Consider the following 15,258-nt stretch of genomic DNA (forward strand, 5'->3'; position numbering starts at 1 on the left):
CGAAAATGGTTTAAAAAATAAATCAAAAAAGTGTTGACAAGAAAACATGAAATAGGGTAAGATGATCAAGTCGCTTCAGTAATTAAGTGGTCAAAAAAGTTTTAAAAACTTTAAAACTTTTTGTTGACAAAGCTTGAATGAAGATGATATGATATACGAGTTGCTACAAGGCAACGAGATAGACCTTTGAAAACTGAACAAAGAAGACAAACCAAAAATTGTGTATGGAATCATTTGATTCCAACAATTAAAAGTAGTGAGAACTACTATAAATAAGTCAGCAAACTTTAATGAGCAATCAAGCTCATGAAAATCTTTCATGAGAGTTTGATCCTGGCTCAGGACGAACGCTGGCGGCATGCCTAATACATGCAAGTCGAGCGAACAGATGAAGTGCTTGCACTTCTGACGTTAGCGGCGAACGGGTGAGTAACACGTAAGGAATCTACCTATAAGCGGGGGATAACATTCGGAAACGGGTGCTAATACCGCATAATATCTTCTTCCGCATGGAAGAAGATTGAAAGACGGCTCTGCTGTCACTTATAGATGACCTTGCGGTGCATTAGTTAGTTGGTGGGGTAACGGCCTACCAAGACGATGATGCATAGCCGACCTGAGAGGGTGATCGGCCACATTGGGACTGAGACACGGCCCAAACTCCTACGGGAGGCAGCAGTAGGGAATCTTCCGCAATGGGCGAAAGCCTGACGGAGCAATGCCGCGTGAGTGAAGAAGGCCTTCGGGTCGTAAAACTCTGTTATAAGAGAAGAACAAATTGTAGAGTAACTGCTACAGTCTTGACGGTATCTTATCAGAAAGCCACGGCTAACTACGTGCCAGCAGCCGCGGTAATACGTAGGTGGCAAGCGTTGTCCGGATTTATTGGGCGTAAAGGGAGCGCAGGTGGTTTCTTAAGTCTGATGTGAAAGCCCACGGCTTAACCGTGGAGGGTCATTGGAAACTGGGAAACTTGAGTACAGAAGAGGAATGTGGAACTCCATGTGTAGCGGTGGAATGCGTAGATATATGGAAGAACACCAGTGGCGAAGGCGACATTCTGGTCTGTTACTGACACTGAGGCTCGAAAGCGTGGGGAGCAAACAGGATTAGATACCCTGGTAGTCCACGCCGTAAACGATGAGTGCTAGGTGTTGGAGGGTTTCCGCCCTTCAGTGCCGCAGTTAACGCATTAAGCACTCCGCCTGGGGAGTACGACCGCAAGGTTGAAACTCAAAGGAATTGACGGGGACCCGCACAAGCGGTGGAGCATGTGGTTTAATTCGAAGCAACGCGAAGAACCTTACCAAGTCTTGACATCCTTTGACCACCCTAGAGATAGGGCTTTCCCTTCGGGGACAAAGTGACAGGTGGTGCATGGTTGTCGTCAGCTCGTGTCGTGAGATGTTGGGTTAAGTCCCGCAACGAGCGCAACCCCTATTATTAGTTGCCAGCATTTAGTTGGGCACTCTAATGAGACTGCCGGTGACAAACCGGAGGAAGGTGGGGATGACGTCAAATCAGCATGCCCCTTATGACTTGGGCTACACACGTGCTACAATGGATGGTACAACGAGTCGCAAACCCGCGAGGGCAAGCAAATCTCTTAAAGCCATTCTCAGTTCGGATTGCAGGCTGCAACTCGCCTGCATGAAGCCGGAATCGCTAGTAATCGTGGATCAGCACGCCACGGTGAATACGTTCCCGGGTCTTGTACACACCGCCCGTCACACCACGAGAGTTTGTAACACCCGAAGTCGGTGAGGTAACCTTTATGGAGCCAGCCACCGAAGGTGGGACAGATGATTGGGGTGAAGTCGTAACAAGGTAGCCGTATCGGAAGGTGCGGCTGGATCACCTCCTTTCTAAGGAATATAACGGAAACACAATGTGTTTGACTCTTCTTTGTTTAGTTTTGAGAGATTTATCTCTCTTGTATATATTTTGTTCTTTGAAAACTGAATACTGTAAGTAATAAACCTCTTATTTAATTATTTTCTACCAGGAGATAATTAATATAAGAAATTCCAATTTTACCAAGAGTAAAAAACCAATAAAAGTAAGCAAATTACTTTTCGCGAATCATACAACTTAACCAATGGTTAAGTGAATAAGGGCGCACGGTGGATGCCTTGGCACTAGGAGCCGATGAAGGACGGGACTAACACCGATATGCTTCGGGGAGCTGTAAGTAAGCTTTGATCCGGAGATTTCCGAATGGGGAAACCCAATTGCTTTGATAGGCAATTACTCAACTACGAATACATAGTAGTTTGAGAGGAAGACGCAGGGAACTGAAACATCTCATTACCTGTAGGAAGAGAAAGAAAATTCGATTTCCTGAGTAGCGGCGAGCGAAACGGAAAGAGCCCAAACCAAAGAGCTTGCTCTTTGGGGTTGTAGGACAGACGATATGTAGTTAAAGATTTAGTCGAATGGCATGGGAAGGCCAATCACAGAGGGTGACAATCCCGTAGACGAAAGATCAATAACGCTAGTCTGTATCCTGAGTACGGCGGAACACGTGTAATTCCGTCGGAATCCGGGAGGACCATCTCCCAAGGCTAAATACTCCCTAGTGACCGATAGTGAACCAGTACCGTGAGGGAAAGGTGAAAAGCACCCCGGAAGGGGAGTGAAATAGTACCTGAAACCGTGCGCTTACAAGCAGTCAGAGCCCGTTAATGGGTGATGGCGTACTTTTTGTAGAACGGACCGGCGAGTTACGATTGCATGCAAGGTTAAGTTGAAGAAACGGAGCCATAGCGAAAGCGAGTCTGAATAGGGCGTCGAGTATGTAGTCGTATACCCGAAACCAAGTGACCTACCCATGTGCAGGGTGAAGGTGCGGTAAAACGCACTGGAGGCCCGAACCCACGTCTGTTGAAAAAGGCGGGGATGACGTGTGGGTAGCGGAGAAATTCCAATCGAACTTGGAGATAGCTGGTTCTCTCCGAAATAGCTTTAGGGCTAGCCTCGGATGATGAATATTGGAGGTAGAGCACTGTTTGATCTAGGGGTCCATCTAGGATTACCGAAATCTGATAAACTCCGAATGCCAAATATTTTAATCCGGGAGTCAAACTGCGAGTGATAAGATCCGTAGTTGAAAGGGAAACAGCCCAGACCACCAGCTAAGGTCCCAAAGTTTCAGTTAAGTGGAAAAGGATGTGGGGTTGCTTAGACAACTAGGATGTTGGCTCAGAAGCAGCCATCATTTAAAGAGTGCGTAATAGCTCACTAGTCGAGTGACCCTGCGCCGAAAATGTACCGGGGCTAAACTGAACACCGAAGCTGTGGATATCCGCATGGATATGGTAGGAGAGCGTTCTAAGGGCAGAGAAGCAAGATCGAGAGGACTTGTGGAGCGCTTAGAAGTGAGAATGCCGGTATGAGTAGCGAAAGACGGGTGAGAATCCCGTCCACCGTATGACTAAGGTTTCCTGGGGAAGGCTCGTCCTCCCAGGGTTAGTCGGGACCTAAGCCGAGACCGAAAGGTGTAGGCGATGGACAACAGGTTGAGATTCCTGTACTTGTTTGTATTGTTTGACCAAAGGAAGGACGCAGGAGGCTAAGCAGAGCACGTTATTGGATTCGTGTTCAAGCAGTGAGTCTGACACAGAGTGAAATGCTTCGTGTTAAAGACAAGCTGTGATGAGGAGGGAAATATAGTACCGAAGCTGCTGACGTCACACTGCCAAGAAAAGTTTCTAGTTAGATACAAACAACCCGTACCGCAAACCGACACAGGTAGTCGAGGAGAGCATCCTAAGGTGAGCGAGCGAACTCTCGTTAAGGAACTCGGCAAAATAACCCCGTAACTTCGGGAGAAGGGGTGCTGACCATTTGGTCAGCCGCAGTGAATAGGCCCAAGCGACTGTTTATCAAAAACACAGGTCTCTGCTAAATCGAAAGATGACGTATAGGGGCTGACGCCTGCCCGGTGCTGGAAGGTTAAGAGGAGTGCTTAGCATTAGCGAAGGTACGAATTGAAGCCCCAGTAAACGGCGGCCGTAACTATAACGGTCCTAAGGTAGCGAAATTCCTTGTCAGGTAAGTTCTGACCCGCACGAAAGGCGTAACGATTTGGGCACTGTCTCAACGAGAGACTCGGTGAAATTGTAGTACCAGTGAAGATGCTGGTTACCCGCGACAGGACGGAAAGACCCCATGGAGCTTTACTGCAGGTTGATATTGAGTGTCTGTGTGACATGTACAGGATAGGTAGGAGCCATTGAAGCCGGAACGCTAGTTTCGGTGGAGGCGCTGGTGGGATACTACCCTTGTGACATGGCCACTCTAACCCGCGACCGTAATCCGGTCGGGAGACAGTGTCAGTCGGGCAGTTTGACTGGGGCGGTCGCCTCCTAAAATGTAACGGAGGCGCCCAAAGGTTCCCTCAGAATGGTTGGAAATCATTCGTAGAGTGTAAAGGCAGAAGGGAGCTTGACTGCGAGACCTACAAGTCGAGCAGGGACGAAAGTCGGGCTTAGTGATCCGGTGGTTCCGCATGGAAGGGCCATCGCTCAACGGATAAAAGCTACCCTGGGGATAACAGGCTTATCTCCCCCAAGAGTTCACATCGACGGGGAGGTTTGGCACCTCGATGTCGGCTCATCGCATCCTGGGGCTGAAGTCGGTCCCAAGGGTTGGGCTGTTCGCCCATTAAAGCGGTACGCGAGCTGGGTTCAGAACGTCGTGAGACAGTTCGGTCCCTATCCGTCGCGGGCGTTGGAAATTTGAGAGGAGCTGTCCTTAGTACGAGAGGACCGGGATGGACACACCGCTGGTGTACCAGTTGTTCTGCCAAGAGCATCGCTGGGTAGCTATGTGTGGATGGGATAAACGCTGAAAGCATCTAAGCGTGAAGCCCTCCTCAAGATGAGATTTCCCATATCTTTAAGATAGTAAGACCCCTGAGAGACGATCAGGTAGATAGGCTAGAAGTGGAAGTGCAGCGATGTATGGAGCGGACTAGTACTAATCGGTCGAGGACTTATCCAATGGATATAAGATTGTATGATGGAATGGTAGACGACTTACAGATTCAGTTTTGAGCGAACAAAATGCTCATAAACACATTAAATATTGTGTGGTGACGATGGCAAGAAGGTCACACCTGTTCCCATCTCGAACACAGAAGTTAAGCTTCTTAGCGCCGAATGTAGTTGGGGGTTTCCCCCTGTGAGACTAGGACGTCGCCATGCAAAACCGGAGAATTAGCTCAGCTGGGAGAGCGTCTGCCTTACAAGCAGGATGTCGGGGGTTCGAGCCCCTCATTCTCCACCATGACTCGTTAGCTCAGTCGGTAGAGCAACTGACTTTTAATCAGTGGGTCGTAGGTTCGAATCCTACACGGGTCATTATGCGGGTGTGGCGGAATTGGCAGACGCACCAGATTTAGGATCTGGCGCCGCAAGGCGTGGGGGTTCAAGTCCCTTCACCCGCATTATATATAAGCCGGCTTAGCTCAGTTGGTAGAGCATCTGATTTGTAATCAGAGGGTCGAGGGTTCAAGTCCTTTAGCCGGCATTGATATCTTTGATATTCAAATACGCGGAAATAGCTCAGTGGTAGAGCACCACCTTGCCAAGGTGGGGGTCGCGGGTTCGAACCCCGTTTTCCGCTTTGTCCGAAAGGACATCCATATAAATACATTTTATAATATGCCGGGGTGGCGGAATTGGCAGACGCACAGGACTTAAAATCCTGCGAGGGTTAACCTCGTACCGGTTCGACCCCGGTCCTCGGCATTTTATATAAGCACCCATGGCTCAACTGAATAGAGTACTTGACTACGAATCAAGCGGTTGCAGGTTCGAATCCTGCTGGGTGCATGACCCGGGAAATAGCTCAGCTTGGTAGAGCACTTGGTTTGGGACCAAGGGGTCGCAGGTTCGAATCCTGTTTTCCCGATTCTAATGTGGGGGATTAGCTCAGCTGGGAGAGCGCCTGCTTTGCACGCAGGAGGTCAGCGGTTCGATCCCGCTATTCTCCACTTAATTAGATGTATAATATGGCGGTGTAGCTCAGCTGGCTAGAGCGTCCGGTTCATACCCGGGAGGTCATGGGTTCGATCCCCTTCGCCGCTATTATATAATTACTTGGACCTTTAGCTCAGTTGGTTAGAGCAGACGGCTCATAACCGTCCGGTCGTAGGTTCGAGTCCTACAAGGTCCATCCTTGTATGGGATTATATGAAAGATATTTTATTGCCTCGGAGGATTACCCAAGTCCGGCTGAAGGGAACGGTCTTGAAAACCGTCAGACGTGTAAAAGCGTGCAAGGGTTCGAATCCCTTATCCTCCTTTTTCTTATTAATATCGCGGGATGGAGCAGTTGGCAGCTCGTCGGGCTCATAACCCGGAGGTCGTAGGTTCGAGTCCTACTCCCGCAATTGAAATGGTCCCGTAGTGTAGCGGTTATCACGCCTCCCTGTCACGGAGGAGATCGCGGGTTCGATTCCCGTCGGGACCGTAAATAAAATTATATGCGGGTGTAGTTTAGTGGTAAAACCATAGCCTTCCAAGCTATCGTCGCGAGTTCGATTCTCGTCACCCGCTTTAGTATTATGGGCCTGTAGCTCAGCTGGTTAGAGCGTCCGCCTGATAAGCGGGAGGTCGATGGTTCGAGTCCATTCAGGCCCATTGATATTTGGAGAATTACTCAAGAGGCTGAAGAGGACGGTTTGCTAAATCGTTAGATCGCGTAAGCGATGCAAGGGTTCGAATCCCTTATTCTCCGCTTTTATATATATTTGGCCCGTTGGTCAAGCGGTTAAGACACCGCCCTTTCACGGCGGTAACACGGGTTCGAGTCCCGTACGGGTCATAGCTTGATAAAGCTTAATATTTTTACTACCTCGGAGGATTACCCAAGTCCGGCTGAAGGGAACGGTCTTGAAAACCGTCAGACGTGTAAAAGCGTGCAAGGGTTCGAATCCCTTATCCTCCTTTTTCTTATTAATATCGCGGGATGGAGCAGTTGGCAGCTCGTCGGGCTCATAACCCGGAGGTCGTAGGTTCGAGTCCTACTCCCGCAATTGAAATGGTCCCGTAGTGTAGCGGTTATCACGCCTCCCTGTCACGGAGGAGATCGCGGGTTCGATTCCCGTCGGGACCGTTGATTAAGGTCTGATAGCTCAGTTGGTAGAGCACTTGATTGAAGCTCAAGGTGTCGGCAGTTCAAATCTGTCTCGGACCATAGTAATATTTTTATACTGGCCCGTTGGTCAAGCGGTTAAGACACCGCCCTTTCACGGCGGTAACACGGGTTCGAGTCCCGTACGGGTCATCATAATTAAAAAAGGGAGGCGAAAGCTTCTCTTTTTTGTTTTTCTATTTTATATTGTCTTAAGATTATCCTAAAATAAATATTAAGAATAGATTTGCATGGATAAACATTACAAATTAACTTAAGACTTTGATATAATAAATACCATATGTAAGTGAAGGGATGGATAATATTGCGACGATTTTTTGAGAATAAAAAATTAATTGTCCTGCTTGTTAGTGTCATCACTTCATTCAGTATGATTGCCTACTCTATATTTAGTCAATCACAGATGCCCAAACCAATTTTATGGGTGAATGATGTGACCGCAGTTGTGGGTAGATTTGTTTCTACACCAACGAATGCGATGATGCGCTTTACAGATTCAATTAACGATTTAATGAACACATACGAAGATAACCAACGATTGAAAAGCCAAATTTCTTCACTAGAGGAACTGGAAGCTCAAAATGAGATATTACAAAGTGAAAATGAAGAGCTATCTGCCTTACTTGATTTACAACCTTCATTAGTTGGTAAGAATGTTATTGCTTCTTCTGTTATTTCTAGATCTCCAGATACCTGGTTAGACTCAATTACAATCGATGTAGGGACTAATAGTGGTATTGAAGAGAGCATGTCTGTGATGACAGAGAGTGGCCTTGTAGGGCATGTAACGGAAGTCTCTGCTACGAGTTCAAAAGTGCAGTTATTGATTACTGAGAATAATCAAATGAAGAACGTAGCTGTAAGTATTCAAACGGATGATGGTATCGTGTCTGGGATTTTATCTGACTATGATGAAAAGACACAGGAATTAATCCTTAAACAAGTGCCGAATGATGCAAAAGTTTCTGAAGGAAATACGGTCACTACAAGTGGTTTAGGTGGTGTATCTCCAGAAGGTTTAATCATTGGAGAAGTAACATCAGCATCTTCTGATAACTTTGGTTTATCTCAGTCCGTGAGAGTAAAACCTGCTGCAGACTTCAAAGATATCCGTTCAGTATTGGTTATCATGACCTTGAATGAAAGTTCAAGTGATACATCAGCTGATAGTGAAGATCAGGCTGCTGAATCCTCCGCTGCATCTACAGATACAGGAGAATAGGGAGGTCAATATGTTACATTTCTTTAAGAACAATTTTTTGATCCCTACCTTTTTGTTCTTTATTTTATTACTGGATGGTAGCGTGATGACCATGTTGTCATATAGTTTGGGTAGTGAAAAATTTCAGATCAGTCCACAATTCACACTGATTGTGATTACCTTATTGGCGGTTTATTTAATAAATGATTCAAAAATATTCCTCGTGAGTATTATCATAGGTTTTATATACGACGCTTATTATTCTTCGATACTTGGGGTTAATTTATTCTTATTTCCCATGATAGTAATACTTACTCGGGCGGTTATAAAAAAATTCCCAATGAACTTTTATACGATTTGGTTATGGATCCTTATTGTTTATACCGTGTACACGCATTTTATCTATGCTTTATACTACTTAATCGATATACATAGTAGTAGCTATTATTACTTTTTAAGTCAGAACTATATTCCGTCGTTATTATTCAATGCCTTTTTAGGTTTTATCTTTATTTGGCTAATTCAGAAATTAGTTATTTGGTTTGAAAAATAATACTTGATTAAAAATTAAAAAATGATTATAATAAATTTACAAATATGAAAAGTGTTGATTGGAAGAGGTTACGAGCCTTTTATTAAAGAGAGCCTAGCAAAGTTGAGAATAGGTATAAAAATCGTATCTACACACCCAAGAGCAAATTATTAAAGATAATTCGTGCGTGAGCGTTAATCACTGTGTCAGTATTGACACGCAGAGATAGTAATCGTGAGATTGCTATGAAAAAAGGTGGAACCACGTTTATTTCACGTCCTTTTATACCAAGTGAGTTTGGTGTAAAAGGACGTTTTTTTATTTAACTGGAGGGTGGAAGCAATGAAGAAATTTAAACTTAGCAATTTTGTATTATCAATTATTTTATCAATAGGTCTGGTATTTGCTATAGGGCAAACATCGGTAAAAGCAACTGAATCTGAGGATACTAGTGGTGAAACTTATATTATCGGTTTAGACGATACATTCGCGCCAATGGGTTTCCGTGATGGAGCAGGTGAATTGGTCGGTTTCGATATCGACTTAGCTAATGCAGTAGCTGACCTATATGGTTGGAATTTAGAATTTCAACCAATTGATTGGGCGATGAAAGAAACTGAGTTGAATTCAGGTAATATCGATATGATCTGGAATGGTTATGGGATCACACCAGAACGTGAAGAAATGGTCTTGTTCTCTGAACCATATATTGAGTCTGGACAAATGGTTATTAGTAAAAAAGGTTCAGGTATTGAAGAAATTTCTGATTTAGCAGGTAAAACAATTGCCACACAATCTGGGTCAACAGCCTTAACATTTATGCAAGAGTGGCCAGATGACTTATATAACCAATTAGCTGATGAACCAGTCTTATACCCTTCGTACAATGAAGTGTTTGCCGATTTGGATGCTGACCGTGTGGACGCGATCTATGCTGGTGATATTTATTCTCGCTATACCTTAAATCAAAAAGGGACTTTAGATGAATATGAGTACTTTGTAGATGAAACATCTGTTGAACCGATGGGTGTTGGTTTTAGAAAATCAGACACTGCATTAAAAGAGCAAGTAGATGCAGGTATTGAAGAATTAAGACAAAACGGGACTTATGCTGAAATTGAAGCGAAATGGTTCGGTGAAGATTCAGAATCAACGGGCTCTTCAAATATTGTCATGACGGTATTGCCTTCATTATTAAATGGATTAAAATTAACCCTACTTTTATTTGTCATTGTATTGATTCTATCGGTGCCAATTGGCTTCTTAATTGGAATCTTACGCGTGTTTGGACCAAAATGGTTACAAGCAATTATTGAAGCTTATGTTTTCATCATGCGTGGTAGTCCACTAATGCTTCAATTGATGGTGATCTTCTTCGGTTTACCATATATTGGTATCGCCATGGATCGATTCCCAGCAGCTGTTCTAGCATATGTGATTAACTATGCAGCTTATTTTGCAGAAATTTTTAGAGGTGGTATTTCAGCAGTGCCGGACGGTCAATATGAAAGTATTTCTGTATTAGGTATTGGTAAAATTCGTGGTTTTAGAAGAATTATCTTACCGCAAGTAGTTAATATTGTATTACCTTCAATTGGTAACGAAGTGATTTCCCTAGTAAAAGATACGTCATTAGTTTATGTGATCGGACTTGGCGAGTTACTAAGAGCCGGAAATATTGCAGCTAATACCTATGCGTCTCTAGTACCATACTTAGTTGCTGGGGCGATTTACTTAATCGTGACAGCAGTTCTTACATTTGTCTTACGTAAATTTGAAAACCAATTGAAATGGTAAAAGGGAGGTCATCTTATGTCATTAAAAGTAGCAGGACTAAATAAATCTTATCAAGATAACCAAGTCATTAAGGATTATGACTTCGAAATCAATCCTGGTGAAGTTGTGATTTTACTAGGTCGTTCAGGGACGGGTAAAACGACATTCATGCGTATTATAAACAATCTTGAAGAAGCAGACCGTGGTACGATTGAAATTAACGGTAAGGTCTTATCAAAAGATAACGGCACTAAAGCTGTCTATAGTTCAAATAGTGAGCGTCGAGCTTATCAAAATGAACTCGGCATGGTTTTCCAAGATTATCAATTGTTCCCAAATTTAACCGTGATTCAAAATCTGATTGAAGCACCCTTAGCACAAGGGCTTAAAAACAAAGAAGAATTGATTGAAGATGGTAAAAAACTATTAGCGGATGTTGGTTTATCTGATAAAGCAGATGTTTTTCCATCAACATTGTCTGGTGGTCAAAAGCAACGGGTGGCGATTGCTAGAGCTTTAATGCTAAATCCAAGTGTCTTGTGTTTTGATGAACCTACTTCAGCCTTGGATAGAGAATCTGCTAATCAAATCGGTGGCCTTATCACAGCCTTAGCTAAAGACCAAGGTAAAGCCATTCTGATTGTTACCCATGATACTGAGTTCGGTAAACAAATTGGAACTAGAATTGAGTCATCGACTGAATTCGCAAAATAATCTAAGCTAAATTCTAGATTTTATCAACTATTTAACTTAATCGTGATGATTTTCTTGACGTGGTTAGGTTAATTTGGTAACATATATGGTGTTGTAAAAAGTGTGAGCACCACACTGCAACCGCGCATGATATCGTATTTTAAGTGTCGAAAGACCACGTGTCGTGGCGAGTCTAAGTCTATATAAGGAGGTGCGTTAGATGTACGCAATTATTAAAACTGGTGGAAAACAAATTAAAGTTGAAGCTGGACAAGCTATCTACATTGAAAAATTAAATGCAGAAGCAGGAGACAAAGTTACTTTTGATCAAGTAGTTTTTGTTGGTGGTGACGATGTTAAAGTAGGAGCACCATTAGTTGAAGGTGCGACTGTTGAAGCAACTGTTGAAAAACAAGGTCGTCAAAAGAAAGTAACTACTTTCAAATACAAAGCTAAAAAAGATTCTCACCGTAAACAAGGTCATCGTCAACCATACACTAAAGTTGTTATCGACTCAATCAATGCTTAATTAAAAGTGTGATGTTATGATTCAAGCAATCTTTAAAACTGACGAGAAAGATCAATTTGTTAGCTTTGAAGTTTCTGGCCACGCCTTTGCTGGTGAATATGGGCAAGATGTTGTTTGTGCAGGAGTATCCGCAGTCGTTTTATCGACAGTGAATAACCTGACACGTATGGCAAGTATCGAGCCACTTATTGAAGCCGATGAAGAAAATGGCGGTTACTTGTATGTTGAGTTAACCAAGGATCTCTCTACAGAGCAGGGTGAACTTGCTCAAATGTTATTAACAAGTTGCTATTTGGCCTTGTCTGAAGACGTTGAAGCCAATTACGGTGACTTTATACATGTATCCAAAACAACGAAATATTAGAGGAGGTTATCCCATGTTGAAATTTAATTTACAATTCTTCGCCCACAAAAAAGGGGGCGGGTCTACTACCAATGGTCGTGACTCTCAATCAAAACGTTTAGGTGCTAAACGTGCTGATGGTCAAGAAGTTTCAGGTGGTTCAATTTTATACCGTCAACGCGGTACTAAAATTTACCCAGGTGTAAACGTAGGACGCGGTGGAGACGATACTTTATTTGCTAAAGTTGACGGAATCGTTCGCTTCGAACGTAAAGGCCGTGACCAAAAACAAGTATCAGTTTATCCAGTAGCTGCTGAATAATTTGATATTCAAAGAGCGCTTGAACTTAAGGTTCAGGCGTTTTTATTTTGCCCGAAAAAAATCCTATTATGAGTCTAGAACAGCTTAGGCTAGCGGTCCTATTTAGGCAGAAAGACAAGGTGGATGTATCTGTGATGGCATATCGTATGTTTTAGGACGGACTATAGTCGCAATGATTGACAGGAAGCCATTCTTCGTTGAAAATAGGTATGTAGTAGGATAATGAGAGAGAGGAAGTACTATGTCAGTAGAAAATATCAACCAATTATTTGGTGTATTGCATGACTCAACGATTTTGATTCAGGAAGCGCTAGAGTTTTCTTACCTAGAAGCTTTATTTGAAACTTTGCAAAATCTTGCTGATGGCGAAGTGCAACAAATCGACCAACGACCAAGTGATGAAGAGGCTGAGCAATTGAGAGAGATTTATAGCAATATCAATCTCCAAGAATTCGAAGCTGAAGACATTCGTAAGGCGGTTCAATTTGCCTTTATTGAAGGGGAAAAAGCTGATCAATTACAAGCTAATTACCATATGACACCTGAAGCTATCGCTGTTTTAATGGGCTATTTTGCCACTAAATTGGTAGATCAAGGGCATTTAGCTGATAAAGCAGAAGATACTGAGATCACCTTCTTTGATGCGACAATGGGGACTGGAAACTTGTACGCCATTATTTATAACGCTTTGAAGGCATCTGGTTATAAAATTCAAGGATTCGGCTATGATAACGATGACTTAATGTTGTCAATAGCGGACGTTTCCACCCGTCTACAAGATATCCCAGCTAATTTATATTTAGGGGATTCATTACAAAATCTGATTGTCCCACCAAGTGATCTAATTGTAGGTGACCTACCCTTAGGCTATTATCCAGTGGATGAAGTAGCTGACACCTATTCTTCTGCGAAAAACCGTGAGGAAGGGCAACATGCTTTTGTTCATTATTTGATGGTAGAACAAGGATTACGTTACTTGAAACCGAATGGTTGGGGTATTTATATTATGCCTGCTGGCCTTGTCCAAGATGAAAATATTAAGACCTTAATTGAAGCCATTGGGGAGCATGGTTATTTCCAAGCTTTATTGTCGCTACCAAGCAATCTTTTCAATAATGAGAAATCTAGAAAAGCCATTTTATTAGTGCAAAAAGCGGGCGACAAGGCTAAACAAAGTGAGAAGGTACTTGTTGGTGAAATTCCGGACTTGAAGAGTAAGGAAGAATTGCCTAAGTTCTTGGGGGCTTTTGAAAACTTTCTTGAGAAAATGAAGTAGACTTTGAAATAGCTACTTTGCAAAAAATGCATTTCACAAGGAATAGAATAGAAATGTCTTTACCATAACGAAACATGTCATGTTATAATGAAGTATATTAAATAATATTGATTTAAGATTAAAGGAGAGAAAGCATGTCTAAAGTAATTGCTGTAAACGCAGGTTCTTCTAGTTTAAAATTTAAAATTTACGAAGTGCCTAGCGAAGATGTTGTAGCGTCAGGTCAAATCGACCGTATTGAAATCGGTAACTCTAACATTTCTATCAAATATGGGGAAGGCCAAAAATTTGAGGATGTTAAAGATATAGCTGATCACGAAGTAGCTACTGAATTCTTGTTAAACCAATTAAACACTTTAAACATTATCACTAGCTATGATGAAATTTCAGGTACTGGCCACCGTGTGGTAGCTGGTGGAGAAATCTTTAAAGAGTCTACATTATTAGATGATGAAGCAATCCAAAAAATTGACGAATTAGCAGAATTTGCGCCTCTACATAATGGACCAGAAGCTCGTGCCATTCGTGCTTTCCAAAAAGTATTACCAGGTAAACCAGCTGTTGGAATTTTTGATACATCATTCCACACAACAATGCCTGAAGTAGCTTATTTATATTCTATTCCATTAGAGTACTACGAAGAGTTTGGTGCACGTCGTTATGGTGCACACGGTACTTCTCACAGATATGTAGCAAACCGTGCTGCTGAATTAATGGGTAAACCAATTGAAGATTTAAAAATTATTACTTGCCATTTAGGTAATGGTGGTTCAATTACTGCTGTAGATGGTGGAAAATCTGTTGATACTTCAATGGGCTTCACACCATTAGCAGGTATTACAATGGGGACACGTTCTGGTGATATTGATACATCTCTAGTTCAATTTTTAATGAAGAAATTGAATATTACTGATATTGATGAAATGATTTCTATCTTAAATAATAAATCTGGTTTATTAGGTTTATCTGGCGTATCTTCAGATATGCGTGATGTTGAAGATGCAGCAGATAATGGTGACGAACGTTCACAAACTACATTAGAAATCTTCTATGACCGAGTACGTAAATACATTGGTCAATATATTGCAGTAATGGGTGGCGTTGATGCAGTTGTATTTACAGCTGGTATCGGTGAAAACTCAGGTCGTACACGTGCAGCAATCATTGATGACCATATGGCATTCTTTGGTATGGAGATTGATGAAACAGCAAATGATACACGTGACGAGGCGAAAATTTCTAGCGAAGATTCAAAAGTTGCAGTTTACACTATCCCAACGGATGAAGAGTTAGTAATCGTTCGTGATACAGTACGTTTAGGTAACATTAACGAATAATCAAACATTTTCCAAAGGACTCAAGTTGTCTCTGATTAGGCAACTTGGGTCTTTTTTTATCGAATTATGTAATTTAATTTCATTAAAA

Annotated in this window: 9 protein-coding genes, 23 tRNA genes, 3 rRNA genes and 1 other annotated feature; all 35 genes read left to right on the forward strand. The window is 42.6% G+C overall.

The annotated features are described in order from the left end of the window. The first annotated feature begins 315 nt into the window (after positions 1-315). The 35 genes from AWM74_RS07815 to AWM74_RS07985 all read left to right on the forward strand — a co-directional run bounded on the left by AWM74_RS07815 (position 316) and on the right by AWM74_RS07985 (position 15,170). A 16S ribosomal RNA gene (locus AWM74_RS07815) occupies positions 316-1,865 on the forward strand. Positions 1,866-2,100: 235 nt separating this feature from the next. Beyond that, a 23S ribosomal RNA gene (locus AWM74_RS07820) occupies positions 2,101-5,004 on the forward strand. Between the two features lie 87 nt (positions 5,005-5,091). Further along, a 5S ribosomal RNA gene (gene rrf, locus AWM74_RS07825) occupies positions 5,092-5,207 on the forward strand. Together the 16S, 23S and 5S rRNA genes with 23 tRNA genes alongside form the textbook arrangement of a ribosomal RNA operon. Positions 5,208-5,213: 6 nt before the next feature. After that, a tRNA-Val gene (locus AWM74_RS07830) sits at positions 5,214-5,289 on the forward strand. Position 5,290: 1 nt separating this feature from the next. Beyond that, positions 5,291-5,363: transfer RNA gene (locus tag AWM74_RS07835), tRNA-Lys, on the forward strand. A 4-nt stretch (positions 5,364-5,367) separates the two neighbouring features. Beyond that, positions 5,368-5,449, forward strand: a tRNA-Leu gene (locus AWM74_RS07840). Positions 5,450-5,459: 10 nt separating this feature from the next. Continuing rightward, a tRNA-Thr gene (locus AWM74_RS07845) sits at positions 5,460-5,532 on the forward strand. A gap of 24 nt (positions 5,533-5,556) precedes the next feature. After that, positions 5,557-5,628, forward strand: a tRNA-Gly gene (locus AWM74_RS07850). Positions 5,629-5,668: 40 nt separating this feature from the next. Further along, positions 5,669-5,753 (forward strand) — tRNA-Leu (locus AWM74_RS07855). 10 nt (positions 5,754-5,763) lie between these two features. Continuing rightward, positions 5,764-5,837, forward strand: a tRNA-Arg gene (locus AWM74_RS07860). Positions 5,838-5,842: 5 nt separating this feature from the next. Beyond that, positions 5,843-5,916 (forward strand) — tRNA-Pro (locus AWM74_RS07865). A 9-nt stretch (positions 5,917-5,925) separates the two neighbouring features. Further along, positions 5,926-5,998 (forward strand) — tRNA-Ala (locus AWM74_RS07870). 20 nt (positions 5,999-6,018) lie between these two features. Further along, positions 6,019-6,092 (forward strand) — tRNA-Met (locus tag AWM74_RS07875). A gap of 14 nt (positions 6,093-6,106) precedes the next feature. Continuing rightward, positions 6,107-6,180: transfer RNA gene (locus AWM74_RS07880), tRNA-Ile, on the forward strand. Positions 6,181-6,219: 39 nt separating this feature from the next. Beyond that, positions 6,220-6,309 (forward strand) — tRNA-Ser (locus tag AWM74_RS07885). A gap of 15 nt (positions 6,310-6,324) precedes the next feature. Next, positions 6,325-6,397 (forward strand) — tRNA-Met (locus AWM74_RS07890). 7 nt (positions 6,398-6,404) lie between these two features. Then, positions 6,405-6,477 (forward strand) — tRNA-Asp (locus AWM74_RS07895). A 15-nt stretch (positions 6,478-6,492) separates the two neighbouring features. Beyond that, a tRNA-Gly gene (locus AWM74_RS07900) sits at positions 6,493-6,563 on the forward strand. Positions 6,564-6,573: 10 nt separating this feature from the next. Continuing rightward, a tRNA-Ile gene (locus AWM74_RS07905) sits at positions 6,574-6,647 on the forward strand. 9 nt (positions 6,648-6,656) lie between these two features. Then, positions 6,657-6,744: transfer RNA gene (locus AWM74_RS07910), tRNA-Ser, on the forward strand. 15 nt (positions 6,745-6,759) lie between these two features. Then, positions 6,760-6,831: transfer RNA gene (locus AWM74_RS07915), tRNA-Glu, on the forward strand. Between the two features lie 33 nt (positions 6,832-6,864). Next, a tRNA-Ser gene (locus AWM74_RS07920) sits at positions 6,865-6,954 on the forward strand. 15 nt (positions 6,955-6,969) lie between these two features. Further along, positions 6,970-7,042 (forward strand) — tRNA-Met (locus AWM74_RS07925). A gap of 7 nt (positions 7,043-7,049) precedes the next feature. Further along, positions 7,050-7,122: transfer RNA gene (locus tag AWM74_RS07930), tRNA-Asp, on the forward strand. A gap of 8 nt (positions 7,123-7,130) precedes the next feature. Beyond that, positions 7,131-7,203, forward strand: a tRNA-Phe gene (locus tag AWM74_RS07935). Between the two features lie 18 nt (positions 7,204-7,221). After that, a tRNA-Glu gene (locus tag AWM74_RS07940) sits at positions 7,222-7,293 on the forward strand. A 172-nt stretch (positions 7,294-7,465) separates the two neighbouring features. After that, a complete protein-coding gene (mreC, locus tag AWM74_RS07945; protein ID WP_034258144.1) occupies positions 7,466-8,383 on the forward strand; it encodes a rod shape-determining protein MreC in 918 nt (305 codons plus the stop codon). Between the two features lie 85 nt (positions 8,384-8,468). Beyond that, positions 8,469-8,915 (forward strand): rod shape-determining protein MreD, encoded by a 447-nt coding sequence (gene mreD / locus AWM74_RS07950; protein WP_420884315.1) that lies wholly within the window; start codon positions 8,469-8,471, stop codon positions 8,913-8,915. Positions 8,916-9,236: 321 nt separating this feature from the next. After that, positions 9,237-10,691 (forward strand): ABC transporter permease subunit, encoded by a 1,455-nt coding sequence (locus tag AWM74_RS09370; protein WP_026465867.1) that lies wholly within the window; start codon positions 9,237-9,239, stop codon positions 10,689-10,691. A 15-nt stretch (positions 10,692-10,706) separates the two neighbouring features. Next, positions 10,707-11,384: an amino acid ABC transporter ATP-binding protein gene (locus tag AWM74_RS07960; RefSeq protein WP_026465868.1), complete on the forward strand. Its 678-nt coding sequence runs from the start codon at positions 10,707-10,709 to the stop codon at positions 11,382-11,384. 108 nt (positions 11,385-11,492) lie between these two features. After that, positions 11,493-11,568, forward strand: a sequence feature (ribosomal protein L21 leader region). Positions 11,569-11,583: 15 nt separating this feature from the next. After that, positions 11,584-11,892 (forward strand): 50S ribosomal protein L21, encoded by a 309-nt coding sequence (gene rplU, locus AWM74_RS07965; protein ID WP_003140931.1) that lies wholly within the window; start codon positions 11,584-11,586, stop codon positions 11,890-11,892. Positions 11,893-11,908: 16 nt separating this feature from the next. Further along, complete coding sequence (locus AWM74_RS07970; RefSeq protein ID WP_003140932.1) at positions 11,909-12,256, forward strand: ribosomal-processing cysteine protease Prp; 348 nt, start codon at positions 11,909-11,911, stop codon at positions 12,254-12,256. A 13-nt stretch (positions 12,257-12,269) separates the two neighbouring features. After that, positions 12,270-12,557, forward strand: coding sequence for a 50S ribosomal protein L27 (gene rpmA / locus AWM74_RS07975; RefSeq protein ID WP_026465869.1), 288 nt, complete (start codon positions 12,270-12,272; stop codon positions 12,555-12,557). A 241-nt stretch (positions 12,558-12,798) separates the two neighbouring features. Beyond that, positions 12,799-13,833 (forward strand): class I SAM-dependent methyltransferase, encoded by a 1,035-nt coding sequence (locus AWM74_RS07980; protein ID WP_026465870.1) that lies wholly within the window; start codon positions 12,799-12,801, stop codon positions 13,831-13,833. Between the two features lie 134 nt (positions 13,834-13,967). Then, entirely contained in the window at positions 13,968-15,170 is a 1,203-nt protein-coding gene (locus tag AWM74_RS07985; protein ID WP_026465871.1) for an acetate/propionate family kinase, read from the forward strand. The last annotated feature ends 88 nt before the right edge of the window (positions 15,171-15,258 follow it).

It is taken from the genome of Aerococcus urinaeequi (genome assembly GCF_001543205.1).
Classification (GTDB): domain Bacteria; phylum Bacillota; class Bacilli; order Lactobacillales; family Aerococcaceae; genus Aerococcus; species Aerococcus urinaeequi.